The organism is Microbacterium sp. AG157 (assembly GCF_003385695.1).
Lineage (GTDB): Bacteria > Actinomycetota > Actinomycetes > Actinomycetales > Microbacteriaceae > Microbacterium > Microbacterium testaceum.
On record NZ_QRDK01000002.1, the window covers coordinates 359082 to 382752 of the forward strand.

Consider the following 23671-nt stretch of genomic DNA (forward strand, 5'->3'; position numbering starts at 1 on the left):
GGGTGTCAGCGGCCGAGGTTCTCGAGTTCAGCAACGTCGTCATCGGTGAGCTGCAGAGCAGCCCCCGTGATGTTCTCGCTGAGGTGCTCCTTGTTGGACGTGCCGGGGATGAGCATGATGTTCGCCGAACGCTGCAGCAGCCACGCAAGGGCGACGCTCATCGGGGCGCTTCTCAGGCGGTTCGCCACCGACGTGAGCGCACCGGACTGCAGCGGGCTGAAGCCGCCGAGGGGAAAGAACGGGATGTAAGCGATGCCATCCACGGCCAGGTCGTCGACGAGGTCGTCGTCCCCACGGTTGGCGAGGTTGTACATGTTCTGCACAGAGACGATCGGGGCGATCGAACGGGCCTGCGCGACCTGCTCCCCCGTGGCGTTGCTGACGCCGAGGTGACGGATGACCCCCTGCTCCTGCAGTTCAACAAGAGTGGTGAACGCCTCCTCGACGTCCCCGGGGACCGGCCCGTTCGCATCGCCGAGGCGGAGATGCACCAGGTCGAGAGCATCGAGACCGAGAGTCTCGAGGTTGTCCTCGATCTGCCGCCGGAGCTCGTCAGGCTGACGGGCCACCGGCCACCCGCCCTCGGCGTCCCGCCGCCCTCCCACCTTCGTGGCGATGAAGAGGTCTTTCGCGTCGGGCTGTAGAGCTTCCCGAATCACCTCGTTGACGGTGCGGGGGCCGTACGCCTCGGACGTATCGATGTGGACGATGCCCGCGTCTCTCGCGCTGCGGAGCACCTCGAGGGCAGCGTCGCGGTTCTTCGGAGGACCCATCACCCAAGGGCCGGCGAGTTGCATCGCGCCGTAACCGAATCGGGGAATGGTTCGCTCTCCGATCACGAAAGAACCGCCGGGGAGGGTGGGAGAAGAGTCGTTCATAGCCTCGTCTTTCGGAACTGTTGCGCACCGGTTGGCGCCTCGCTCTACATTGGGGTGATAACTCTCCAAGAGGAAGTAGGCACTTCAAGGTGCCTAACCCTCCCTGCGAACGGACACCGGCATGGCGACGACCACCTCCGCGGCGAAGCGGTCCGATCAGAAGAATGAGTACAACGCCTTCCTGTCCGAGTGCCCGAGTCGTCAACTCCTCGCGCGGATTTCTGACAAGTGGGTCGCGCTCGTACTGTGCAGCCTGGGTGGTGTTCCCGAGCCGACACAGTGCTCCCCCGCCGGGGTCGACCCGCAGGTCGGAAGAGAGGCGCGACCACTTCGCTACTCGAAGCTGTCTCGGCAACTCGCCGGTGTGAGCCAGAAGATGCTCACGCAGACGCTTCGCGCCCTTGAACGAGACGGACTCATCACCAGAACGGTGATCGCTACGGTCCCCGTGACGGTGAGCTACGAACTCACGCCGCTCGGGCATTCGCTGCACCTCATCGTGCGCGAGCTCAAGGGATGGGCGCAGGACAACATGGACGACGTAGCCGCCAATCGCGCGAACTACGACACGCCCGAGCGCCCAGCGGACGAAGTAAATCCCGCCGCGGGGCGCTAAACCTCCGCCGACTCCTGCGCGGTGCCGCGGACGTTCGCGAAGTCCTAGACACCACCCTTGCCGACACCGCCGCCATGAGCGTCATCAGCGCCCACGTCAGGAGAAATCGCGCCGACCGGCCGTCGGAATAGCAGAGCGCCAACGCGGGGAATGAGCAGCGCGCCGACGGCCCGCACCGCCGGATACACCCCCGCCACCCAGACGATGGATGCCAGGGCGTCCCCGGCGTAGTGCACGCCGATGATCACGACCGACACCGACATCCCCACGACCAGCACCACCCCGACGACGATCCCCAGGGCGCGCCATCGCGTCGCCCAGAGCGCGCAGATCAACACGGCGGCGAACGATGCCGTGAAAGCGACGTGACCGCTCGGGAACGACGGGTCGGCCGTCGCGCCGACGGCGTGCGTCATCGCCTCGGACATCCCCGGCCGCGGCCGGTCGACGACGAGCTTCGCCGCTTCCGCGAGACCCCACGTCACGGCCACTCCCCCGAAGAAGGCGAGGGCGACCTGCCATCGGCGGGAGAGGAGGCCGACGGCGACCGTGGCGACGACCATGATGCCCGCCGCCGGCAGGGGTTTCAGCGAGCGGTAGAACCCCTCCGCCACCTGGGTGAGGACGCTGACATGCAGATGATGCACCGCGTTCGAGAACGCCACGTCGATCGGCACGAAGCGGAGGACGAATCCGGCGGCGAGGAGCACGACGATGGTCGAGATCGCCACCACGATGTCGCGCCGGAGGTGAGCCGAAGGAATGAGAAGAGCGCTCTCGGCCGTCGACGGCCCACTCGGCGCGGAAGAAGAGGTCACGGGGGCATCCTGCCCCCGCACACTTCTGAATCAGCCGAGACACCGACGCGCCGACGACGAGAGGGACGCCCCGTGGCTACCAGGGCGTCCCTCTCGGACGGAGGCCGGGGTGCCGGCATCCGGGATCATCGTCAGGCGACGGTGAAGATCACCTCGACCTCGACGGGGCTGTCGAGGGGAAGGACGGGCACACCGACCGCGGAGCGCGCGTGGGCGCCGGTCTCGCCGAAGACCTCGCCGAGGAACTCGCTCGCGCCGTTGATGACGCCGGGCTGCCCCGTGAAATCGGGGACGGATGCCACGAAGCCGGTGAGCTTGAGCACGCCGGTGAGGTTGTCGACGCCGCCGACGACGGCCGCAGCAGCGGCGATCGCGTTGAGCGCGCACTGACGGGCGTAGGTCTTCGCGTCGGCGGGGGCGACAAGACCCTCGGACTCGCCGACCTTGCCGGTCGCGGGCAGGGCTCCCTGGACCATGGGGAGCTGACCCGAGGTGTAGACGAGATCGCCGTGGCGCTTGGCCGGGATGTAGGACGCGACCGGGGGAACGACCGCAGGCACGTCGACGCCGAGGGCGGCGAGGCGCTCCGAGACGCTCACTGCTGGCCCTCGAACTGCCGCGCGGCCGTCTCGGCGGCACCGAGGCCGGCGTTGGCCGCGCCGCCACCGGTGGGGCGCTTGAAGTAGGCGACGAGTCCACCCTCGGGACCGGTGACCACCTGCACGAGCTCCCACCCCTGCTTGCCCCAGTTGTTGAGGATCGCCGCGGTGTTGTGGATGAGCAGGGGGGTGGTGAGGTACTCCCACGTGGTCATGACGGGCTCCCGGAGGTGGCTCGGAGCGCGCAACGGTGATGCGCGCGAGGATGGACGCGTCCGCGCGCGAGCGCACGCCTTCAAGGCATCGCCCAGCAACGTCGCTTAGCATCAAGCCTATGCCCGAGAACAAACGAACGGCTAGCGGTGCCCTCGGCGGCATCGTCGGCCTGGTCGGCCTGAGCGCGGTCGCCGGACTCCTTGTCACCGCTGCCGTGACGCCGGCCATCGCCGTCTCCGGTGCCGCTGCCTCCAGCGCGATCACCGTCTTCGACAACATGCCCAGCTACCTGAAGCCCGACGAGCTCATGCAGCCGACGACGCTCATGGCCGGCGACCGGGTGCTGGCGAAGTTCTACGACCAGAACCGCTCCCCCGTCACCTTCGACCAGGTCAACCCGGTCATGTATGACGCGATCCTCTCGTCGGAAGACCCGCGCTACTACCAGCACGGCGGCGTCGACCTCATCGGAACGACCCGCGCCCTGCTCAGCAACGCCTCGGGCGGCGAGACGCAGGGTGGATCGTCGATCAGCCAGCAGTACGTCAAGAACGTGCTCGTGCAACGCTGCGAGCGCGACGCCAAGGCCGTCAAGGCGACCGACACCACTCCCGCGATGACGCGCGACGAAGCGCTGCAGAAGTGCGCCCTCGAGGCCGTGCAGTCAGACGGCGCCGCCGGCTACCAGCGCAAGCTGCAGGAGATGCGGTACGCGATCCAGCTCGAGAAGGAGTACACGAAGGACCAGATCCTTCTCGGCTACCTGAATATCGCCAACTTCGGTGGCACCACCTACGGCATTGACGCCGCGGCGCGCTACTACTTCAACACCCCCGCCGCCAACTTGAGCGTCGGCCAGGCGGCGGTTCTCGCGGGCATGGTGCAGAACCCCAACCGATTCCGGATCGACCGCCCCGAAGGCTCGATCAGCGACGGCGAGACCGCGTGGAACAAAGCACCCGACGGCTCGATCGACGATGTGGACCAGAGCACGATCCAGGCCCTCTATACGTTGCGCGACAACGGCGAGATCACACAGGAGCAACTCGTCAACGCCGCCGACGGCTACAGCGAGACCAAGGGTCGTCAGCTCTACGTGCTCAGCCGCATGGAGATCGACGGCAAGATCACGCACGAGCAGTACGTCGCCGCGGCGATCGAGCCGATCACCCCCAAGATCACGCCGACCGACCAGGGCTGCGCGTCGTCCGCAGCGCCGTACTTCTGCCAGTACGTCGTTTCGACCATCCTCAACGACCCCGCATTCGGCGCCGAAACCGACGACCGCGTGCGCGCGCTGCGTCAGGACGGTCTCACGATCCAGACGACACTCGACTGGCGGATGCAGGACGCCGCCCAGAACACGATGAACAAGAACGCGCCGCAGAGTTACGACGGCATGAAGTTCGGTTCCAGCGCGGTGAGCCTCGAAGCCAAGACCGGTCGCGTGCTCGCGATCGCTCAGAACACGAAGTTCACGCAGGACACCGAACTCTCGAAGTCAGACCCCTCTTACAACCAGATCGTCTTCGCCGGCGACTCCACCAACGGCGGCTCGATCGGCTTCAGCGTCGGGTCCACTTTCAAGCTCTTCACCCTCATCGACTGGCTCGAGAAGGGCCATTCGCTGAACGAAACACTCAACGGTCGACTGCAGCCCGTGCCGAACATGACCAATTCCTGCTACGGCAACTGGGTCAACCCCGGCGGCGTGCGCATCAACAACTTCGCCAACGACCCGGGCTATGTCGGCACACCGATGATGTTCACGAGAGATTCGCTCAACACCGGATACCTCGCCATGGCCGCCGAGCTCGATCTCTGCGACATCTCAAAGGTCGTCAAGAAGCTCGGCGTGCAAACGGGTGACGGCCGTGAGATCAAAATGGAGAACGCGAACGAGGTCATCGGTAGCGACAACATCTCGCCGCTCGCCATGGCGGGCGCGTTCGCGACCGTCGCCAACGGCGGCAGCCAGTGCGCACCAAAAGTCATCGATAAGGTGACCACCGCCAGCGGCGAAGAGCGTCCGATCCCCGAGCGAACCTGCACGACCGCCCTCACTCCCGAGGTCGCTGCGACGGCTGCCTACGCCCTCCAGGGAGTCATGCAGGGCCGCGGAACGGGCGCGTCCGCCAATCCTGGCGACGGCACACCCGTCATGGGCAAGACCGGCACCCACGAGGGTCACGAGACGTGGATGATCGAGTCATCCACGAACGCCACCACCGCCGTGTGGGTCGGCAACTGGGAGGGCGACGTAGACCTGTTCCGCAAGTACTACAACCGCACCGAGCTGAGCAGCATTCGCTATGTCCTCGCCCGCGACATCCAGAGCGCCGCGAACGAGTTCTACGGCGGCGACCGCTTCCCCGACCCGGTGGCTAACCTGCTCCGCACGCAGCAGCGCGATCTGCCGAACGTCGTGGGCCAGAGCCTCGACAACGCGACCTCCACGCTGCAGGCGGCGGGCTTCCGAGTGACAGTAGGCGACCCGGTCGACTCGCCGTCGGGTTCCGACACCGTCGCCGCCCAGAACCCCGGCGCGGGTTCGGCTCCCGCGGGCTCGCAGATCACGCTGAGCCCCGGCAACGGTCAGGGTGCCACGGTGCCGAACGTGGGCGGGCAGACCGTTCCCGCCGCCCAGGCGGCGTTGAACGCGGCCGGATTCACGAACGTGTCGATCGGCGGCTGTCAGGCCGATGGCAATGCCCCGAATGAAGGCCGGGTGACGGCGACCAACCCCGCCGCCGACACGGCAACGAACAAGAGCACCGCGATCGCCCTGTCCATCGTCGCGAAGAAGTGCTGATGACGCATCCTCTCAAGACGGCCGCCCTCGCACCCCTCGGGGTCGCGGGGGCGGCCGCTGTCGGGGCCGCCGTGTGGGGCGTGGGCATCGAGCGCTACCTGTTCACGGTGCGCTACCACGCGCTGCGTGTCCTCCCCAAAGGGGCCGAGCCGATCCGCGTCCTTCACGTCTCCGACGCGCACATGGCTCCCTGGCAGCACCGCAAGCAGGAATGGATGGCGCGTCTCTCCGAGCTATCGCCCGACCTCGTCGTCAATACGGGCGACAATCTCGGTCACCGCGATGGACTCACCGGCATCCGGACGGCCTTCGCACCCCTACGGGGTGTGCCCGGACTGGTCGTGCACGGGTCGAACGACTTCCAAGAGCCGGCACCCCGCAACCCCTTGCGGTACTTTCTGGGGCCGTCCGGTCATCAGCCCGCGCATAAGCACCTCGATGTCGACGCCCTCGACCGGTATTTCACCGATGACCTGGGGTGGAGCATCCTCGACGACACCGCTGTGTCGCTCGAGGTGAAGGGCCTACGCGTCACCGCCTTCGGCGTCAACGACGCCCACCGCAAGTGGGACCACCCCGAGCTCATCCCGCCGGTAGTGGAACGCCTGGATGCCGCCGACCTCACGCTCGGCGTGATGCACGCGCCCTATCGGCGCACTCTGGACACGTTCACCGCCTTCGGTGCCGACGTGCTGCTCGCCGGTCACACGCACGGTGGACAGGTGCGGGTGCCGTTCCGTCGAGACGCGTTGGTGGCCAATTGCGACATCCCGTTGGATCAGGCGCGCGGGCTAAGCGACTGGACCCACGAAGGCCGCACCGTGCCGTTGAACGTCAGCGCGGGGCTCGGTCATTCGATCTACGCGCCCGTGCGTTTCGCGTGCCGCCCGGAGGCATCGCTGCTCACGCTGCTTCCGCGCTGACGGATTCTCCACAGCCGTCTCGGGGGCCGATCCGTACACGGATCGGCCCCTTCGCGCGTCGAGAGGACGTGTCGTTCCCCGAAGATCGAGTTCCTCGACCGAAGGGACTCCCCCGATGCGCCACCGTCCACCCTCTCTCCGACGTCTCCCCGTCGTCCTGACTCTCGTCGCCGTCTTGTTGGGCGTCGCCGTGGCCCCGGCTGCGAACGCCGCTGACCAAGGCACGGGCTTCGGTACGTGGGCCCCGCTCTCCCGCACCGGTTGGCACGGCTCGATGCGGGTGGGGGATGTTCACACCTATTGCATACATCCCGGCCTTCCCGTCGCCACCGGAACCACGACGGACCACGGCATCACCACCGACATCAACGGACTGACCCCGCAGCAACTGATCTCCATCAACTACCTCGTCAGCACGTACGGGCAGACCGGCGACGCGGTGCAGGCGGCAAGCGTCGGGTGGGCGGTGAAAGCCATCGTCGACCGGGATACGACGCTGCACTCCTGGGGGTACGGCGGGAACGAGCTGACCGAGGCGATCGACTACATCATGCGGAGAGCTAGCCCCGAGAACAGCACCGCGATTCAGCAGCGCACCGTGCGGTATCTGGCCGAAGCCGAGGGCATGCCCGTTCCACGAGTGGGCGGCTCGCTGACGCTGTCGATGGACGAAGACGATCCCACGCGGGGAGCCGTGACAGTCGATGTCGACCCGACCGCCTCGGGAACACTCCGGCTCGAGAACGCGGTCTTCGCCGACACGGGAAGCTCCGAGCGCGTCGGAATCCAGTGGGCGGCCACGTACCCGATCATCGCCCCGGCGACCGCGTCCGACGACGGACGGCCGTACGTCGCCCGCGCGGCGGGGACATTCACCGTGCGTTCGGCGGCCATCCGGTACTACTCGACCCCGGGGCAGCAGGAGTCCGCCGGGCCGGCCGAACCGACCACCTTCACCCTGACGGCCCAAGACGCCTCACCGCGTCCCGTGCGCTTCTCCCCCCGAATCGAGACGGCGGCCACCATCGACTCCCGTGGCCGGTTCGTCGATGACGTCATGGTGTCTGCCGGTGACGGTGTCTGGCCGCGACAGAGCGACGGGTCTTTCGTCATCGTGAGCGCAACCGCCGACGTCTACCGGACGAATGCGTTCCCCGCCGAGGCCGCGGAAATTCCGGCGCACCTCAGCCCGGTAGCCCACCTCGAACTCCGCACCGACCCGAAGATCGGCCCCTCCGTCTATCGGACGGTGTCCGCCGGCCTGCCCGGTCCGGGCGTCTACACGGCGGTGTGGCGCATCGAACGCACCTCGCAGGACCCTGATTCGGTCGCCAACTTCCCTCCGCGCTACTTCTGGATGGAGCGATTCGCCACTCCCGCACAGACGGAGCAACTGGCCTTCTCTCCGCCGCCGGCTGACCGCGAGCCCTCCCCGACGGCGACCCCCGCGACCCTCGCTACGGTCATTCCACCGGCGGCGCCGACACCCCCACTGGTTCCCACCGCCCTCGCGCTCACAGGATTATCCGGGCCGTCGCTGGCGGTGACGGGCGGCGTCTCCGCCGTCACCGTTGCCGTAGGAATGTATGCCTGGCGGCTCGGTCGCCGACGCACACAGCCGCTGACCGGGTGATGTTCTGCCGGCGTGGCGTGCGTCGATTCGAGGCCCGCACGCCGCTCCGGCAGAACCTGACTGATCGAACGCAAACCCCCGGAGTGGTCCGAAGCACTCCTTGGTCCAGGGTAGACTTGTCTCGTTGCAACGGGGTGTGGCGCAGCTTGGTAGCGCGCGTCGTTCGGGACGACGAGGCCGCAGGTTCAAATCCTGTCACCCCGACCAATTGACTGTTACTCGAACCTTTGAAGTTAACTCCTTCGGTTGGTCAACGAGGAAGAGCCTCCCGCGGAAACGCGGGAGGCTCTTCTTTCTTGCGGTGTGGGCGTTCGCATGCCGCGCTTAGAGCGCCCCGTTGACGTCGGCGAGGACCGGGCAAATGCGTGTGCCGTCGTCTCGAACGAAGCTGCGACTCCAGTGGGATGCATCCAGATCTGAGGGCCGTGTCGGACGTGCCACGTACCGTCCGCCTTCGTCGTCACTGGGCTGTCGTTAACAAAGACCGTATAGAGGTGCCGAGATACTGCCTCAAACTCAGGGCCATTTGCCACGCACTCACCTTGCAGGGGCCGTGCGTTGGAGCTGCTCCTCGACGACCCCCGCAAGGTGCCCGAGCCGTACTCCGCCTCGGTCGTCCGGACCAACGCTCGTTCGCCACGGCTGATCCCGTGCTCGCGAGTTGAACGCATCTCTGTGACGATGGTTTCGAAAGATGCCGTGCCGATCTCGCCCCCAAAACCGTTCACGGGCGAACTCAACGAAAAGCAATCACGACACCGCTCAAGCGGGCCATCTCACCCCCCCCAACCGCCGTCCCGCTTGTACGGTCAATCTCACACCGCCTGCGAGTTGTTCCATCGCATCTCAGATGTCCAATCGACGGTTTCATACAAGGCCTGGGTGTAGTTGGTGCCCAGACCAATCGAAGTGCCGAGCTGCACCGACTGCGAACCAGACACAAAACCTATATTTACAAAGTTGGTGTCCGCACCATAGTTCTTGTATATGTAAGTCGATCCGAGAAGCTGACCCGCGCTATTACGAAGCATCACACGCATTCGGCACTGCCGCCAGTTCCAGTTGCCACTTGTCACGTCGGTGAGCCGCATCTGCACATCCCCGCGCATCGGGCGAAAATTGTTCCACCACGTGAAATGAGTGCTCGTCCCACCATTCCACCATCCTTCGGGGTACTGCCTTGCGCCGGGATAAGCTGGTGTCCATGCCATTTTCGGTCCTCCTGTGATCCCGTCCGCGTCGGACGAATTTGATCTTATAAATAACCTGCGACCTATTGCCCCGACAGTCAGGATAGGCAAAAAGTAATCGTGCTACGAATATATTCTAATTTCGGAGTGATGATTCATTTGAAGGCACGGCCTAGCCTGCTCCTCTAGGATGGGGTAGCTTGCGAACCAGAGCTCACTTCTCATCTATTCTGACCTCGCAGAACACTCCGGCCGGCTAAACCACATCGCGTTCACGCCACCCGAACAGAATCCGCTCAGCCCTCGCCGGGTCAAGCCGAGGCCACCGCCGTCCCTATATGGACCAGTCCGCCCTCTCGGCGACCACCTTGATCCGTGCTCGCAAATCAGAGCCATCGCTCTTTTCTACAACGGTGGACACAATTCCTTGATTCATTCTGACCAGGAACATGTCCCAGACTTACGGTGCCGGAAACAAAACTGGCCGAGGACGCTGTCGGCAGCCGGAGTGCACCACCAGCGATATGCCTGAGCGAGGTTAGGGCGCAACGGCGTTCATCAGCGGGCCGAAGTCGGCGCCGCTAGCCGCCCCACGGGCGGCCGCGCTGACACCGCGGGCTGGTCTGATCACTTCGGCGATAAAGACACCTTCCGGATCTTCTACAACGCTGCGGCGAAGAGGGGTCTCGTAACCAGATTCGAGAACGTCGAGGAAGCGAGTCGCTTCGACTTCCTCGCCGCGCAAATGGGCTTCGTGGGCTGCGCTGGCCACGGCGAACTGCCAGAAAAAGTAGGCCTCCGCCGCGCCATTCCCCTTCTCCCAAGTAACTCCGGATCCTTCATCTTGTTTTCGCGATTCCGGCGGAAACGACCATCCATCAGGAAGATTCAATGGGAAGGCTGCAATGGCCTGCCGGTACTCTGCACGCACACCATGGATGTCCAAAACAGCATCCGCTCCTGGAATCGTTCGACCACCTTGAGATACCGCCGAGGTGGAGGCCGCCGTGGCGCCACTGACCGATGCGAGACCTCCGAGAAGGGCGCCAGACCCCGCGGCCGCAGCGTAGAGGAGGGTACGACGCGAAACTGCTTTTCCGTTGAAGTTGTTCATCACGGTCCTCCATATGGGCCAATCGTTTAAACTCATCCGCATGGGCGGCGGTCGATCTCGATGTCAGTGGATATAGGGATTTTCTGTCCAGAAGTGCCCGACTCACATCAAACTATAAGAACCTTCACCAAACCGCTGTCCCCACTTTGGGGGACATTAGCGCCTGGCGTTTTCGCGTAGATGCGCGCGAATCACCGAGCGCACGTACGCACCGAGTCCCGGTGCGCGGCTCAGCTGCGGCCCTCTGGTGCCATGAGATAAGGCGGCGCAGGCGACGCTTGCGCTAGCTCGTTTCGACTTCGTTAGTCTCAATTGCGTCTGTTCTCAGGTAGCCGACTACCCATTTTCCTCCGCCGAGGCGTGGCAGGCATTTGTTTCCATCAGAAGGAGCACACTCCTGCATGACCCCTCAAAAGCGCGCAATCACGAGCCCGGTTCGCCCTACGGTCATGACTCTGGTCCCCTAGAAAGGGCGGCGCGGCGATGTGTTCTCGCACGCGCAATCACCCGCCTGAGCAGTCACTCTCAATGAGGCGGAGGCTCGAATCCTCGCCCGACTCTGCCGGGCCGACGACCCTCTCCATCCATTTCGTACGAGCATCCTCATCCGAGTGTGCAACGACATCGGGCATGGTCGCCCACGCGCCTAGCTTGTCCAGGGCGCGAGCCGCACCGACCGTATCACCCCCCTCGGTCGCGTCGACGTACGCGGTCGCCCACGCGCATCGCCAGAACAGCACGGCTGTCACCCGGCCCGTGCCGACCTCGTAACTTCCGGTCTCGTCCCAAGTGCCGGGCGGCTCTTCGGTAAAGACCCGCCCGGGGGGCAGAGTGTCGGAGAGCGTGTCGGCTGCCTGTAAGTACTCACTGCGGAAAGAGTCGAAACCGGAGAACGACTCCGTCGGCGAAGGCGTCGACAACTGGGCCGTCGGTAATGGCGGATCAATTGAGCGGTCGACACTGCATCCGGTCGCCACCGCAGCGCACACGAGTCCGACGGCCACCTTCGCCATTCGAGCAACAGGACGAGGGGTGGTCACTTTGGCGAACCCCCAACACCCGCGTCGGCCGCAACGGTTTCCAGCGGCACAAATACCGACTCGTGTGCCGCTGACGCCGCGATCTCAGGAGGGCACTCCCGGTTCGTCACGATCACATCCGGGCCGGCAGCGCCCGCGGTCAAGGTGCCGCAGGTGTGGGCGTATGCATTCGTGCTCGTGAGGCCCGCTGCCCTGAACGCGGTTGAAACAAAGAGCACGGAGAAGGCGACATCGCCGTTCGCGTGCGGTGTGATCTCGAAGACGCCGCGTCCGTCCACAGGTCCGCTCGACGCCGGCGACACCGAACGGAGGTCAGCTCCGAACACACGAGCGATCTCTGCTTCGCCAACCGCCCCCGGCGCCGTCTGTTCTCGCATCAGCGAAGTCACCAGAGCGATCGTGTTGCGCAGATGCACTGCCAGACCGGCCTCGGCGGCCGCCGCCGCTTCCCGGTAGAGACCCCCAGAGGGGGAGCAGCCAGCCATCAGTGCAAGCGACAAGATGCCGCTGACTACCGCTAACCGCGCGATCATCGATAGAGGTCTCCGGCCCACGTCTGAGTCCCACCCCCGGAGCAGCTCGTCGTCATCCGCGCGTTCAACGCATACGTGTTGCCGGGGACGTCCGGAGTGGCCAACGAATCGGGCGCGTGGAGGAAGTTCTGCATGTTGTGCGGCGTCCTCCACGACAGCGAGTTGCTCGACTGAGAGCCCTGTGCCCCCGACCGTAGCCCGAGACGCAACTCGCCGCCGCAACTCGAAAACGCACTCACGCTCATGGAAGTGGGCCCCTCCAACCACCGCATGGTCGCGTAGTAGGTGGTGGACGCACCCGCCACCAAGGAGCCCGAGAGAGCAAGGCGCTCAGCAGTGAGAGCGTTGTTCGCCGCCTTTGCGTACAAGTCGCTGCCGAATTTGTTCGGGTGAACGGATTGCGCCGAGATGCCGAAGCTCGGGCCGTTCGGCGGAGAGATTATTGTCTGCTTGTCTCCGGGGGTCGTCTGCAGCACTAGACGTTGCAGAGCGTTATCGTCTGCGCAGACATTGTGCCCCTTGAACCGATACTGCGGGCTCTCATAGGTGACATACGTCCCCGCGTCGAAAGCCGCCTTGGTCAGTACCGCGTTGAGCCGGCTGGTGACGTCATCCAGCCATGGCCTGTTGTGAGCGCTGAGGAACACGCAGTTCACGCCGTCGTCGAAGATGGACGGGTATCCCATCATCACTATCCGGGCGTACGGCGCCCGCTGCCGCACTTCCTGCAGCACGGCCGTGACCTTTGCCGCCAGACCCTCCAACCGCGAATCCACCATCTGCCCGAGGGTGCCGGAGAACTCGTTCGCAGGTGCAGGATCGTTCTTGCACTCCGTGGGCGGCGAAGCGAGAGCACCCAACGACTTGATACAGGTCTCGATGATCGGGCCGAAGCCAATGTCGTTTCCACCGATCGTCAGCGTCACGACAGTCGTGTTGGAGTCGAGGAAACCTCGATCGAGCTGTGTGCGTTCGCCATACTGCTGAGCTTCGGCGTAGTCGGTCGTATCATCGCGGGGTAGGAGGTTTTCGGTCTCTGCGCCGGCGCAGGCCAGCATTTGAAAGTCAAGTCGCGTATCGTCCGCGTTCACCAGGTCCCCCACCGTCGACGCTCCTGGAATGTTGGGCGGGTCGACCTTGAAGGGCCAGGCGTAGGGAGAGCGGTGGCACGCGTTCCCGAAGAACTCGGAAGACCCATTGTGGTCGCTCCCCCGGAAGAATTCCTCGCCGCTGTGAAGGCTCGTGCCTTCCCCCGAGGAGTAGGAATCACCCAAAGCAACGACAAAATCGGCGGGCTTCTGCTCCAAGGGCACGAAGGCTACTGCGTCCCACGCGATGTCATCTTCCCCGTGGAGCGCAGCAGCGCGCGCCTGGTCGGTGTAAACCCCGGAGTTGTTCTTCAGCGTCACGGACGGTGAACCGGTCATCAGGAAGGTCCCCAGCGAGATCCACTTGTCCGCGTAGTTGCGTTGGTTGACGGATCGTGTGACGACTGCCGAGCCCGTATTCACTTCGTAGAGGGCCTGCTGACTCCAGGCCCCATGGCTGGGCATATGCACCATCACCCTCGTCCATCGGCCGGCGAGGGACTGATTCAAGCTCCACTTCCCTGAGACGGCCAGATGTTGAGCTTCCTCCGCGCTGACCGAGGCGATGCGGGCCCGTGTAAAGGTGAAATGGCCGTTGAAGCCGGCCCCGAGTTGATGGGTGTCGATTTTGGACGGGAACCTGCCGTCAGGCCCCGGCGCGAACGTGAACTCGAACTTCCCGACCGTACTCGTTGGAGTACAACGCTGGCTCGAGACGCTTGAGGGCACGTCATCCACCACCAACGCCGACGACGGTAGACCATTCTTCGTGCAGTTGGGCATGTAGCTGCTGGACGAGATGGGTTTCGCGTCGGTCAGCTTGTATGTCATCGACTCGTAGCCGCACGCAGATGCACAGTCATTCTTCCAGGTGGCCGCTTTGTTGTACCAGCATCTGAGGTCATAGGGCCCGCCCGCGTACGCCTTGTGGTAGCACGGTGCCGTGTAGCCCTCACCGGGGATGGGGATGGACATGTTTTTGTCGCAGTAGTTGCTCTCGTCACAGAACAAGTCGACGGGAGGTTTTACCGTGCGTCGGAAGTGTTCGCCGTTCTCTTTGTCGGCGGAGGTCCACCATGCCGGCGCGAAAGCGGTGGCGTAATGGAAGTAGTCTCCCAGCGTCGCCTGCGTCACGGAGTTTAAGAAGTAAGCCGAGTGTGCCGCAAAACCGAGCACCTTCTCTGGATAGGGCCACCTTTGCGGGTTGGCAGCGTCACCCGGGGAACCGTCGAGGAACGGTCCACGGTTCGGTTCGTAGATCGGGTTGATGGGATTATTGAGCCACCCAACTCCCCAGGGTTCGCCGTCATTCTTGTTCGGGTAAAACCCCGTGTTATACGCCCAGAGAGCGTAGAACCAGTTCTCGAGATACTTCGGATGCCCGTTGTTGATTGTCAATCCGGCGGCCCGGGTCTCGTTCCACTTGCTGATCAGCAGCTGCAGCCCGCGAGAGATGTTGGCTCGGTAGTCGGTGGCAATCATCACCTGCTGGTTGTAGGGCATCTCACCAGCTCGCATACCCGTCGTCACCTGCGCGATTCCGTAGCCGCAGTCCGCGTGGTTGTAGTCGATCGTCCACCACGGCTCGTCCGATTCTGCCGAACGCACACCGTAGTAGTCCCCCATGAGGGGGTTTCCCGTCACGCCCGGGACGGTGAACTTAGACGCTTGCCAGAAGTTCGATTCCTGGGCAAGAATTCCGAGAACGATCTGCGGCGGGACGTGAGTACCTCCGGACGCCGACGAACCGTCGAGGGCGGGACGCCCGAAGGTGGTCGCCTGAACTGGCAGATTCCCCTGTACCGCCTGATCGACCGCCCACTCGACCTCCGCCAGATTGGGTTGAAAAGCCTGGATGGCCGGGTCGTTCCTCGGGATGGCGCACGGGCTTCCCGCACTTACGGGGCTGGTGGGGCTCTCGCCAGCGGCCGCGGTCGCGGAGGCGGCGCTGAGCGTGGATGTCTCCCGGAGCGCCCCACTGTTCGCCTCCAAGACGTCATCGTCGCCCCTCACCCTAAACTCGATGCGCTTGCCCGACGGAAGGCTCTGCGTTGTGAGGACGATGGGATCGGTCGCGTCGTCTGACCACTCCGGCTCATTCCCCTCCATCTCTCCGCGAACGGGCGCCTCCACCGCCAGGACACCGGCCGACGACAGGGTCGCGGTGGCACGGGTACCTGAGTGGACCGCGACGTCCTGCTGGTCGACCGTCGACAGCTCGGGCGTTCCAAGGAGATGCAGGCGATCCTCGGCCGTGCGAACCAGCCCGAGCTGCTCCAGGGGCGCAGATGCCAGTGGAACGGCCTCTTCACCGGGAACGCCCGTAACTCGGTACGCCGTAGCTGTGGTGCCGTCGTGGGTCAGGTACGCGATCTCGCCGTCGTCGCCGATCGAGAGGTCGTATGGCGTCCCCGTCGCGGGCAGCACCGTGTCGATCTCGCTTGCTTCGTCGATCCGCACGACAGCGCCGGGCGCCGCGGCGACGAGACCGTCGTAATCGGGCACAGCAGAGGTGAAATGGCCGTCTACTTCCACGGACGAGCTTTCTTGGGGCGCTTGCGCGTTCACGGTGACGACGCGAGTTCGAGAGTCGTCCAGCTGCGTCAGAGCGACTTTCGACTCCACACCGCATCCCGGGTTGAAATAAGCAAGTGTGTAGCCGGCTCCGAGCTGATGAACGTGCCCGGTGTCCAGCTCGATGAGGGCCGCGAAGGCACCATGGCTGAACAACTCACCGTTGTTGACGAAACCACGGGGCGCGTAAACGACGGCGAGCGTGTCACTGTCCCCCGTGAGGCAGGCGTTCCCGATCCACCGGTCCGTATCGAAGCCCGGTACGGACAGGGTGGCTACGCGCTGCCAGTCGTAACCGTCGGCCCCCTCGGCGACAAGGATGTCCAGTCCGTCCGCGTCCCCCGAGAGAGACCAAGCGACATCCGGCGAGGATGCCCACTCCTCGCCGATAACGGATGCCCTATCCTCCTCGGTGATCGCGGAAGTCCCGTCTGGCGCTGTGGCATCGATGACGAGATCCGGCGGCGGAGCAGTCGCCGGCCCCATCCGATTGGTCGAGTCGGCGGTGCCGCCGTCGTCCCCGGCGGGAGGGGCATCGGTTGCAGAGGGCCCGGGCGGCGTCGGAGGCAGCTCCTCCGGGGCAAGCGGGGGGTCGGCAAGCGCCTCATCCGTCAAGGGCTCGGTCGAGGGTGATGCCCCTAGCGAGGACGCGCTCGCACCGGGAGGAAGGGCGAACGTAAGGACGGTGACCAGCCCCAGAACGAATGCGAGCGCACCACGAAATCGCTTCTTCATCTGCACAAATTCCCCCACAAACGGCACGATGATGCGCCCCTCAGAACCAGCAAACAATGTCCGCCGGGTAATTTCACGCTCACGAGTACGGCGTCACCTGACGCACGGAGCAAAACTCTGTGAGATTAGTTCGACACGCAGCTTTGCGACGTAGGGGGCCACCACTTAGGCGGACCCCCTCACCACACAGATCGTTGGTCCCTTAGAAAATCCCATCCTTGGCGCCGAACGGCGTCTGGGCGGTTCCGACAAGCTCACCGAGACGGATGGGATAAGTATTTTCCGCAAGAAGCTATCCGTTGTGACCTGAATAAGAATAGCTCCCGGCAGAATAGCAGCCGTTGCCATTGAACCACCGCATGGCATTCATAGTCTGAGGTCCGTATACGCCGTCGACCGAGATGCCGGCGCGGGACTGCACGGCGCGCACCGCGTTCTGCGTCGCAGGGCCGTACGCCCCGTCTTCCGCGAGGCCGGCGTTATGGCACCGGTTCAGGTTGAACTGCAGGATGCGAGTTGCTCCGTCGGCGCCCCCAGGCCAGAGATTGCACGAACGCTGATATGGGTAGGTGTTCACGCTCGGAAATGGCGCTGATGGCCCGAGCGGACGCTCCAATGCATAAATTGCGCTCGTATTACACGTAGGTACCGCAGCTTGCGCGGCAGTGGGGACGGCGACTGCACCCGCACCCACCAGCAACGCAACCATCGCAAGCCGGATAATTCGCTTCCTCTTCGTCAAGGCCATTGCTCCTCAAATCGGTTTGTGCAATGAGCGTATCGGCACGCCTCGATATTATGTATAGGCCGTTTGGGGGACATGAGTGGAATAGTTGCCTTTGGTGTCGGCCTCCCGCGTATCGATGTCTGAGCGAGGGGGCTTCCGCGACGATGCCCCCCTGTTGCCGGGACGTCGCGAACGCGCCGTCGCCGGGAGGAGTCTCGTGGTCGTCAGGCACATCGCGGATGAACGCGACATCGGCGAGGCACATCCACGTCGACATGCGAAATCGCGGGAGCTGCAGCAAGGGCGGACATCATGGACGGCGGACCCCTGCCCCCCCTAGGTGGCCCCGAGGCGCTCCGGTGGCTCCGCCCGCGGCGCTTCCGAGGGTCCGTTTTCCGCCCGACAAGAGCACCGTGTCCGACGCCTCGCCCCGCCTCGTCGCCTCCGACCTCGACCTCGACCTCGACCTCGACCTCGACCTCGACGACACCCTCGCCCCCTCGAAGTCGGCGACCGACCCGCGCATCGGCGACCTGCTGCTCGCCCTCGCCGAGAAGGTCGAGGTCGCGATCATCTCCGGCGGCCAGCTCCAGCAGTTCCGCAGCCAGGTCGTCGAGCGCCGACCCGAGGCCTCTCCCGAACAGCTCTCGCACTTCCACCACATGCCCACCTGCCGCACCCAGTACCCCGCGGTCGTGCGCGAAGAGGCTGAGCGCCTCAGCCTCTGGGAGTCGGAACCGTGGGGAGACATCCTCCAAGACCGCGCTCCCAGATCACGTTCTCGACACCCGGGCAATCCGCCCCGCGTCGTTCGGGACGACGAGGCCGCAGGTTCAAATCCTGGCACCCCGACCACTGCACATGCAGACCGCTCCGACGGACCGCAAACGAGACGCTCCCCCACCCGCGCTCGAAGGCACGTGCTGCTGGCGATCATCTCCTGCGCGTTCCCGGGCATAACGAAGCGCCCCCGGCCCCTCCCGAAACGGGGAGACACCGGGGGCGCTTGCTCAGTCGTGCTTAGCTCTTCGCCCGACGCAGCGAGCGGAAGCCGAGGGCGCCGATCCCACCGAGCAGGAGCGCCAGGGCGCCCCATGTGAGCGGAGCGATGTCACCCATACCGGTCACGGCCAGGCCACCGCCGTTACCGCCCGGCGCGGGCGTGCCGCCCAGGCCCGGAGCCGCCACCGCGGCGACGGTGAAGTTCAGGTACGTGCCGTTCGACACGCCCTGGACCGTCTGGACAGCACCGAGCTCGTACGCGCCCTCACCGAGAACGGTGGGGAGCAGGACCGACCACGTGCCGTTCTGCACCGTGGTGCGAGCGACCTCGTTCTGGTTGACCACGACAACGATCTCCGCGCCGTTGACTCCCGTACCAGAGACAGACGTCGGGACAGCCGCACCGCTGTAGGTCGCACCGTCCTGGATGCCGTCGATCGTCGGTGCCGGCGGGGCGATCGTGAAGTAGATCACAGCCGCAGCAGAGACCTGACCGTCGCGAGCCTGGGTCGCCGAGACGTTGTACGCACCGATGCCGAGGTCGACCGGGATCGACCAGGTGCCGTCCGCACGGACGACGGCGCTGCCATCAGCCGCGACGGCGGCCGGTGCCAGCTTGGCCTGGGCGTCGTCACCGGCAGCGGTGTCGTCCGAGGTCTCGACGGTCAGGTTCACGGTCGCGCCGGGAAGACCGGTTCCCGTGAACTCGTTGAGCTGGTCGATGATGATCGAGCCGTTTCCGGGCGAGGTGATGACCGGCGGTGCCGCCTTGACCTCGACGGTCGCATTGACCGACGGCGACCGGCTGAAACCGCTCTTCGCCGTCACCGAGAACGCGTACGTACCGAGCTTGTCGGGGGCCGCGAAGCTCCAGTTGCCCGCGGCATCGGTCAGGGCGTCGAAAGCCGCGCCGGAGGCGGGCTTGATCTCCACGGTCGTGCCGGCCGGCGCGGTGCCGGAGATGGTTCCGCCGACACCGATCTCGCCGCCGTTCGCGGGAGTAACAAGAGCGGGGGCGGCGATCTCGACGGCGACGGTGTAGCCACCGGTCCGCTCGAGACCTGCCTGCAGGTCGGCCGCCCAGAGCAGCGTTCCTGCGTCGTCGCCGCCCGAGACGACACCGACAGCGGTGTTGCCCTGGAAGACGGCACCACCCGAGTCGCCCTCCAGGACCATGACCTCGGTGCTCTCGACGGGGAAGCCGTAGACCTCGCGGTCGCCGACCTTGGCCCAGCCTTCGAGCTCGAGCACGGTACCCGTGGTGTAACCGGTCGTGCGGCCCGACTTCGAGACCTGACCCGCCTGCACCTTGCCCACAGAGGTCACGGCAATGGTCGAGAGCGAAAGGTCACCCGACGCGGCGGTCGACCAATTCGTGATCTCCGGCTTGAGGTTCAGCGCGGTGTTGGTCACGTCGATGGCGGCGATGTCGACGGAGGCCTTGTCGCCCACGGTGCCGGCGGAGTTGCCGGGTCCGCCGTACTGCGAGAAGCCGAGCGTACCGAGAGGAGCGCGGAACGAGACGTCGTCGTTGTTGGCGGCGCCGCCACCCGCGGGATCCCCCGTGGGAACAGTCAGCACGCTTGCGGTGAACGCGCCGTCGTCGTTGCAGTGACCGGCCGTGATGACGGCGGGGTCACCGGTGGGCGTGAATCCCGTGAAACCGATCGAGCACAGACCACCGGCAGCCGTCGGCGCGGACGGGTCTGCGCTGAAGTACCCGGCACCCGCCACCACGTCGGTCTCGGCCTTCGGGCTGAACGGGCTGTCGATGTGCTTCACCACGACGTTTGACTTGGAGTCGGCGAAGGTCTTCGCCTCACCCTCGGCTTCGGTCGTGTAGACGACGACGCGGCCCTGGGTGTCCTTCGTCACAGCCTGAACGTCGTCGTTGGCCAGGAGCTGCTGTGCGGTCGCATCGAATGCCGGACCGGAGGTCGGCGCGAGCGACTGGTCTTCCCCGGCGAAGGCCGCGGGGGCCAGCAGACCGGAAGCGGTGAGCGCGACGGCGGTGGACGCTGCGGCCCACCCCATACGCTTCATGTTTCGTGTCATCGTCTCATCTCATGTGTTGGTGAAAACGCGCGATGAGGCAGGACGGGAATCTCGATAGGGCCCCCACCCATCTCTCAGCGTCGAGGATTACCTTAGGGGAACCTGAGCGTTGTATATGAAGTCGATTTCGTTTTTCGATGTGGATGAGGAGATTCTCATGTCCCGCCGTTTCGCTGCCCTCTCCGCGCTTGCCGTCGGCGGCATGATTGCCGCGGCGTGCGCCGCCCCCGCGAGCGGTGCCGCCCCGGCATCCGAGAACGGCCGTTGGGCCGGGCAGGGACCGGAGTTCCTCACACTGGAAGACGAGGTCCTCACCGGCAGCGACGGCTGCAATGGGCTCAACGGCTCGTACTCCCGGGAGGGCGACACGCTCACCGTCCGTCTCGGGCTGTCGACGCTGAAGGCCTGCATGGGCGTCGACACCTGGCTGCGCAGGGTGGCCAGCGCGACAATCGCCGGAGACACGCTCACGGTGTTCGACCGCGCTGGTTCTCGGATCGGCATCCTCACCCGAGCCGTCTGAACCCGCGCCCCCACCCACTGCACGACGCAAGGGGCGACGGGAGCCCGCCGGTAGAATCTCTTCGTACGCGGGCCCCTCGGCGGCCCGCCCGCCGCGCGCACGCGACACCTCCGTGCGACGACCTCTCACCTTTCAGGAGCACCGTGTCCGACGCCTCGCCCCGCCTCGTCGCCTTCGACCTCGACGACACCCTCGCCCCCTCGAAGTCGGCGATCGACCCGCGCATCGGTGACCTGCTGCTCGCTCTGGCCGAGAAGGTGGAGGTGGCCATCATCTCCGGCGGGCAGCTCCAGCAGTTCCGCAGCCAGGTCGTCGAGCGCCTCCCCGAGGCCTCTCCCGAGCTGCTCTCTCACTTTCACCTCATGCCCACGTGCGGCACCCAGTACTACCTCCTCACGCCCGCCGGCGTCGAGACCGTCTACGCCCACTCGCTCACCGACGACGAGAAGCAGCGCGCTCTCGCCGCCGTGCGCGAAGAGGCCGAACGCCTCGGCCTCTGGGAGTCGGAACCGTGGGGAGACATCCTCGAAGACCGCGGCTCGCAGATCACGTTCTCGGCACTCGGGCAGTCCGCCCCTCTCGAGGCGAAGATGGCCTGGGACCCCACCGGCGAGAAGAAGAACAGCCTGCGCGAGGCCGTGGCGAACCGCATCCCCGACCTCGAGGTCCGCTCCGGCGGATCGACCTCCGTCGACATCACCCACCGCGGCATCGACAAGGCCTACGGCATGAACAAACTCGTCGAGGCCACCGGCATCCCTCTCGACGACATGCTCTTCGTCGGTGACCGCCTCGACCCCGACGGAAACGACTACCCCGTGCTGGCGATGGGCGTCGAGTGCCAGGCCGTGCACGGGTGGGAAGACACCGCCGCGTTCCTCGAGCAGCTCATTCCGACGCTTCCCGCACGAACCGGGCACTGAGCCCGCGGGGCGCGAGCCGTCAGAGGATCTGCCCGATCGGCTCGCGCTTCTCGGCCTGGAATCGATCTTCGGTGCGCCCGTACGCCCAATAGCCCGACAGAGATACCTGCTCGCGACCCAAGCCCCACCGCGTGAAGACGAGGTCGCGGATCCGCTTCATCGCCTCGCGCTCTCCGTGCGCGAAGACATGTCCTCGCCCGTCGTGCGGATGCCAGGAGGTCACGGCATCCGCCAGGACGTTCGTCGCACCCGCCACGGCGGACCCGCGGTGAACCCAGACGATCTCGACTCCAGCCGGAGCGTCGAGCGAGAGCTGCTCGTCGGCGGCCTGGACTTCGAGGAACGCCGCGCCGACGGCATCCGGGGCCAGGGCCTCGAGAGCCGCGGAGATCGCGGGGATCGCGGACTCGTCGCCGATGAACAGGTGCCAGTCCGCCGTGGAGTCGGGCGCGTAGCCGCCGCCGGGCGACGACACCACGAGGCGCTCCCCCGGCTGCGCGCGCGCCGCCCACGGGCCCGCGAGCCCCTCGTCGCCGTGCACCACGAAATCGATGGTCACCTCGTCGCCGTCGACCGCGCGCACCGTGTACGTGCGGGTGACGGGGAGGTCCTCCGGCGCGAGCGTCTCGCGCAAGGCAGCCAGGTCGTACGGCGGCTCGAGGCCCAGCTCCGGCTTCGCGAAGGTGATCTTGACGTACTTGTCGGTGTGCGGGCTGTCTCGGAACGCCTCCAGGTTCTCACCCCGAGCGCGCACGCGGACGAGGTGCGGGGTCAGACGCTCGGTTTCGACGACGTGGAGCACGTGCTGCGGGCGCGGCGGGCGCGCGGGTCGATCACTCATGGAGATCCTCTCGAGCGGACGGTGAAGAGCGCACGGCGACCCGCGCCGCGTCACCGACGGCGGCCTCGGCCGCGTCGGACGGGCTCAGCGCCTGCGCCACCTCGGTGTAGTAGTCGGTGATGTGCGCGCGCACGGCCTCGCGCGCACCGTCGGCGTCGCCCACCGAGACCGCCGCGACGATGTGCCGATGCTCCGATCGCAGCCGCTCGGCTACGGTGGGCCACGCGTCGAGACGGGCCGCACCCGCGCGCGTGTACGCCTCGATGGAGCTGCGCAGTCCCGCCATCATCGCCGAGATGACCGCATTGCCCGACACCTCGGACAAGGCCTGGTGGAAGCGCGCGTCGAGGGCCAGGAACTCGTCGGGCGCGAGGCCCTCGGCATCCATCGCGTCCAAGATGGCCATCACCTCGGTGAGGTCGACGTCGTCGCGGGCCACGCGCTCGGCCACATCGCACTCGAGCACGATGCGCGTGCGCACCACGTCGGTCAGGGGGAAGCCGTTCGCGGCGACCTGCAGCCGCAGGAAGGCGGCCAGGCCGCCCCTCGGCGTCGTGACGATCATCGCCCCGGCGGTCGGCCCGGACCCGGTCGCCGTGCGGACGACCCCGAGCACCTCGAGCACACGCATCGCCTCGCGGACGCTCGAGCGACCGACGCCGAGCTGCGTCGCAAGCTCGCGTTCCGGGGTGAGCCGGTCGCCGGGAGCCAGACGCCCCTCGCGGAGGTCGCCTTCGATTCGCTCGAGGACCACCTGCCAGGCACGGGGTGCGGTGTTCGGCATGGCATCCCCCGTCCTCTCGGACACGGTGGTGTGACCCGACCACACCA

At 65.8% G+C, this 23671-nt stretch carries 19 protein-coding genes and 1 tRNA gene; 7 read left to right on the plus strand and 13 right to left on the minus strand.

The genetic code is table 11. The features are described from left to right. Positions 1 to 5: 5 nt before the first annotated feature. Positions 6 to 878, minus strand: a complete 873-nt coding sequence (locus DEU35_RS07540; protein WP_103206124.1) for an oxidoreductase — start codon at positions 876 to 878, stop codon at positions 6 to 8. Positions 879 to 999: 121 nt separating this feature from the next. On the opposite strand from DEU35_RS07540, the gene DEU35_RS07545 reads away from it, so the two are divergent. Beyond that, entirely contained in the window at positions 1000 to 1494 is a 495-nt protein-coding gene (locus tag DEU35_RS07545; RefSeq protein ID WP_103206123.1) for a helix-turn-helix domain-containing protein, read from the plus strand. Positions 1495 to 1538: 44 nt separating this feature from the next. On the opposite strand, the gene DEU35_RS07550 is transcribed toward DEU35_RS07545, so the two are convergent. From DEU35_RS07550 to DEU35_RS07560, 3 genes are all read right to left on the minus strand, one after another. Next, positions 1539 to 2312 (minus strand): phosphatase PAP2 family protein, encoded by a 774-nt coding sequence (locus tag DEU35_RS07550; protein WP_103206122.1) that lies wholly within the window; start codon positions 2310 to 2312, stop codon positions 1539 to 1541. A 131-nt stretch (positions 2313 to 2443) separates the two neighbouring features. Further along, the gene (locus DEU35_RS07555) at positions 2444 to 2911 is read right to left on the minus strand and encodes a RidA family protein (protein ID WP_103206121.1); all 468 of its coding nucleotides are present in this window, start codon (positions 2909 to 2911) and stop codon (positions 2444 to 2446) included. Continuing rightward, on the minus strand, positions 2908 to 3126 hold the full coding sequence (locus DEU35_RS07560; protein WP_056229468.1) for a hypothetical protein: 219 nt from the start codon (positions 3124 to 3126) through the stop codon (positions 2908 to 2910). Before DEU35_RS07560 ends, DEU35_RS07555 begins: the two co-directional genes overlap by 4 nt. Before the next feature lie 119 nt (positions 3127 to 3245). On the opposite strand from DEU35_RS07560, the gene DEU35_RS07565 reads away from it, so the two are divergent. From DEU35_RS07565 to DEU35_RS07580, 4 genes are all read left to right on the plus strand, one after another. Then, positions 3246 to 5939 (plus strand): transglycosylase domain-containing protein, encoded by a 2694-nt coding sequence (locus DEU35_RS07565; RefSeq protein WP_103206120.1) that lies wholly within the window; start codon positions 3246 to 3248, stop codon positions 5937 to 5939. Then, the gene (locus DEU35_RS07570; protein WP_116239125.1) at positions 5939 to 6862 is read left to right on the plus strand and encodes a metallophosphoesterase; all 924 of its coding nucleotides are present in this window, start codon (positions 5939 to 5941) and stop codon (positions 6860 to 6862) included. Before DEU35_RS07565 ends, DEU35_RS07570 begins: the two co-directional genes overlap by 1 nt. 280 nt (positions 6863 to 7142) lie before the next feature. Then, the gene (locus DEU35_RS07575) at positions 7143 to 8495 is read left to right on the plus strand and encodes a hypothetical protein (protein ID WP_220340842.1); all 1353 of its coding nucleotides are present in this window, start codon (positions 7143 to 7145) and stop codon (positions 8493 to 8495) included. Positions 8496 to 8625: 130 nt separating this feature from the next. Then, positions 8626 to 8702 (plus strand) — tRNA-Pro (locus DEU35_RS07580). A 608-nt stretch (positions 8703 to 9310) separates the two neighbouring features. Here DEU35_RS07580 and DEU35_RS16830 read toward each other — a convergent pair. From DEU35_RS16830 to DEU35_RS07610, 7 genes are all read right to left on the minus strand, one after another. Then, complete coding sequence (locus DEU35_RS16830; protein WP_146035485.1) at positions 9311 to 9706, minus strand: hypothetical protein; 396 nt, start codon at positions 9704 to 9706, stop codon at positions 9311 to 9313. A 517-nt stretch (positions 9707 to 10223) separates the two neighbouring features. After that, positions 10224 to 10799: a hypothetical protein gene (locus DEU35_RS16835; RefSeq protein ID WP_146035484.1), complete on the minus strand. Its 576-nt coding sequence runs from the start codon at positions 10797 to 10799 to the stop codon at positions 10224 to 10226. Positions 10800 to 11302: 503 nt separating this feature from the next. Next, positions 11303 to 11803: a hypothetical protein gene (locus DEU35_RS07585; RefSeq protein ID WP_146035483.1), complete on the minus strand. Its 501-nt coding sequence runs from the start codon at positions 11801 to 11803 to the stop codon at positions 11303 to 11305. A gap of 32 nt (positions 11804 to 11835) precedes the next feature. Continuing rightward, entirely contained in the window at positions 11836 to 12372 is a 537-nt protein-coding gene (locus DEU35_RS07590) for a hypothetical protein (protein ID WP_116239126.1), read from the minus strand. Further along, positions 12369 to 16769: a GDSL-type esterase/lipase family protein gene (locus DEU35_RS07595; protein ID WP_147301847.1), complete on the minus strand. Its 4401-nt coding sequence runs from the start codon at positions 16767 to 16769 to the stop codon at positions 12369 to 12371. Before DEU35_RS07595 ends, DEU35_RS07590 begins: the two co-directional genes overlap by 4 nt. Before the next feature lie 292 nt (positions 16770 to 17061). Beyond that, a complete protein-coding gene (locus DEU35_RS07600; protein ID WP_103206114.1) occupies positions 17062 to 17517 on the minus strand; it encodes a peptidoglycan-binding protein in 456 nt (151 codons plus the stop codon). 999 nt (positions 17518 to 18516) lie between these two features. Then, a complete protein-coding gene (locus tag DEU35_RS07610) occupies positions 18517 to 20541 on the minus strand; it encodes a hypothetical protein (RefSeq protein WP_147301848.1) in 2025 nt (674 codons plus the stop codon). Positions 20542 to 20710: 169 nt separating this feature from the next. Between DEU35_RS07610 and DEU35_RS07615 the strand changes: the two genes are divergently transcribed. Together DEU35_RS07615 and DEU35_RS07620 are read left to right on the plus strand one after the other, a co-directional pair. Continuing rightward, on the plus strand, positions 20711 to 21076 hold the full coding sequence (locus DEU35_RS07615) for an META domain-containing protein (protein ID WP_181904608.1): 366 nt from the start codon (positions 20711 to 20713) through the stop codon (positions 21074 to 21076). 143 nt (positions 21077 to 21219) lie between these two features. Further along, on the plus strand, positions 21220 to 21999 hold the full coding sequence (locus DEU35_RS07620) for an HAD-IIB family hydrolase (protein WP_103206111.1): 780 nt from the start codon (positions 21220 to 21222) through the stop codon (positions 21997 to 21999). Between the two features lie 19 nt (positions 22000 to 22018). Here DEU35_RS07620 and DEU35_RS07625 read toward each other — a convergent pair whose 3' ends face one another. Next, positions 22019 to 22840, minus strand: coding sequence for a siderophore-interacting protein (locus DEU35_RS07625; protein ID WP_116239130.1), 822 nt, complete (start codon positions 22838 to 22840; stop codon positions 22019 to 22021). Then, complete coding sequence (locus DEU35_RS07630) at positions 22833 to 23624, minus strand: FadR/GntR family transcriptional regulator (protein ID WP_116239131.1); 792 nt, start codon at positions 23622 to 23624, stop codon at positions 22833 to 22835. The genes DEU35_RS07625 and DEU35_RS07630 overlap by 8 nt, the downstream gene beginning before the upstream one ends. Positions 23625 to 23671 lie beyond the last annotated feature (47 nt).

Excerpts from the sequence above, each read along its gene's own strand:
- DEU35_RS07570 (WP_116239125.1), top strand. The coding sequence starts at position 5,939 with ATGACGCATCCTCTCAAGACGGCCGCCCTCGCACCCCTCGGGGTCGCG.
- DEU35_RS07615 (WP_181904608.1), top strand. The coding sequence starts at position 20,711 with ATGTCCCGCCGTTTCGCTGCCCTCTCCGCGCTTGCCGTCGGCGGCATG.
- DEU35_RS16830 (WP_146035485.1), bottom strand. The coding sequence starts at position 9,706 with ATGGCATGGACACCAGCTTATCCCGGCGCAAGGCAGTACCCCGAAGGA.
- DEU35_RS07590 (WP_116239126.1), bottom strand. The coding sequence starts at position 12,372 with ATGATCGCGCGGTTAGCGGTAGTCAGCGGCATCTTGTCGCTTGCACTG.
- DEU35_RS07625 (WP_116239130.1), bottom strand. The coding sequence starts at position 22,840 with ATGAGTGATCGACCCGCGCGCCCGCCGCGCCCGCAGCACGTGCTCCAC.
- DEU35_RS07540 (WP_103206124.1), bottom strand. The coding sequence starts at position 878 with ATGAACGACTCTTCTCCCACCCTCCCCGGCGGTTCTTTCGTGATCGGA.
- DEU35_RS07610 (WP_147301848.1), bottom strand. The coding sequence starts at position 20,541 with ATGAAGCGTATGGGGTGGGCCGCAGCGTCCACCGCCGTCGCGCTCACC.
- DEU35_RS07630 (WP_116239131.1), bottom strand. The coding sequence starts at position 23,624 with ATGCCGAACACCGCACCCCGTGCCTGGCAGGTGGTCCTCGAGCGAATC.
- DEU35_RS07595 (WP_147301847.1), bottom strand. The coding sequence starts at position 16,769 with ATGAAGAAGCGATTTCGTGGTGCGCTCGCATTCGTTCTGGGGCTGGTC.
- DEU35_RS07545 (WP_103206123.1), top strand. The coding sequence starts at position 1,000 with ATGGCGACGACCACCTCCGCGGCGAAGCGGTCCGATCAGAAGAATGAG.
- DEU35_RS07600 (WP_103206114.1), bottom strand. The coding sequence starts at position 17,517 with ATGGCCTTGACGAAGAGGAAGCGAATTATCCGGCTTGCGATGGTTGCG.
- DEU35_RS16835 (WP_146035484.1), bottom strand. The coding sequence starts at position 10,799 with ATGAACAACTTCAACGGAAAAGCAGTTTCGCGTCGTACCCTCCTCTAC.
- DEU35_RS07565 (WP_103206120.1), top strand. The coding sequence starts at position 3,246 with ATGCCCGAGAACAAACGAACGGCTAGCGGTGCCCTCGGCGGCATCGTC.
- DEU35_RS07560 (WP_056229468.1), bottom strand. The coding sequence starts at position 3,126 with ATGACCACGTGGGAGTACCTCACCACCCCCCTGCTCATCCACAACACC.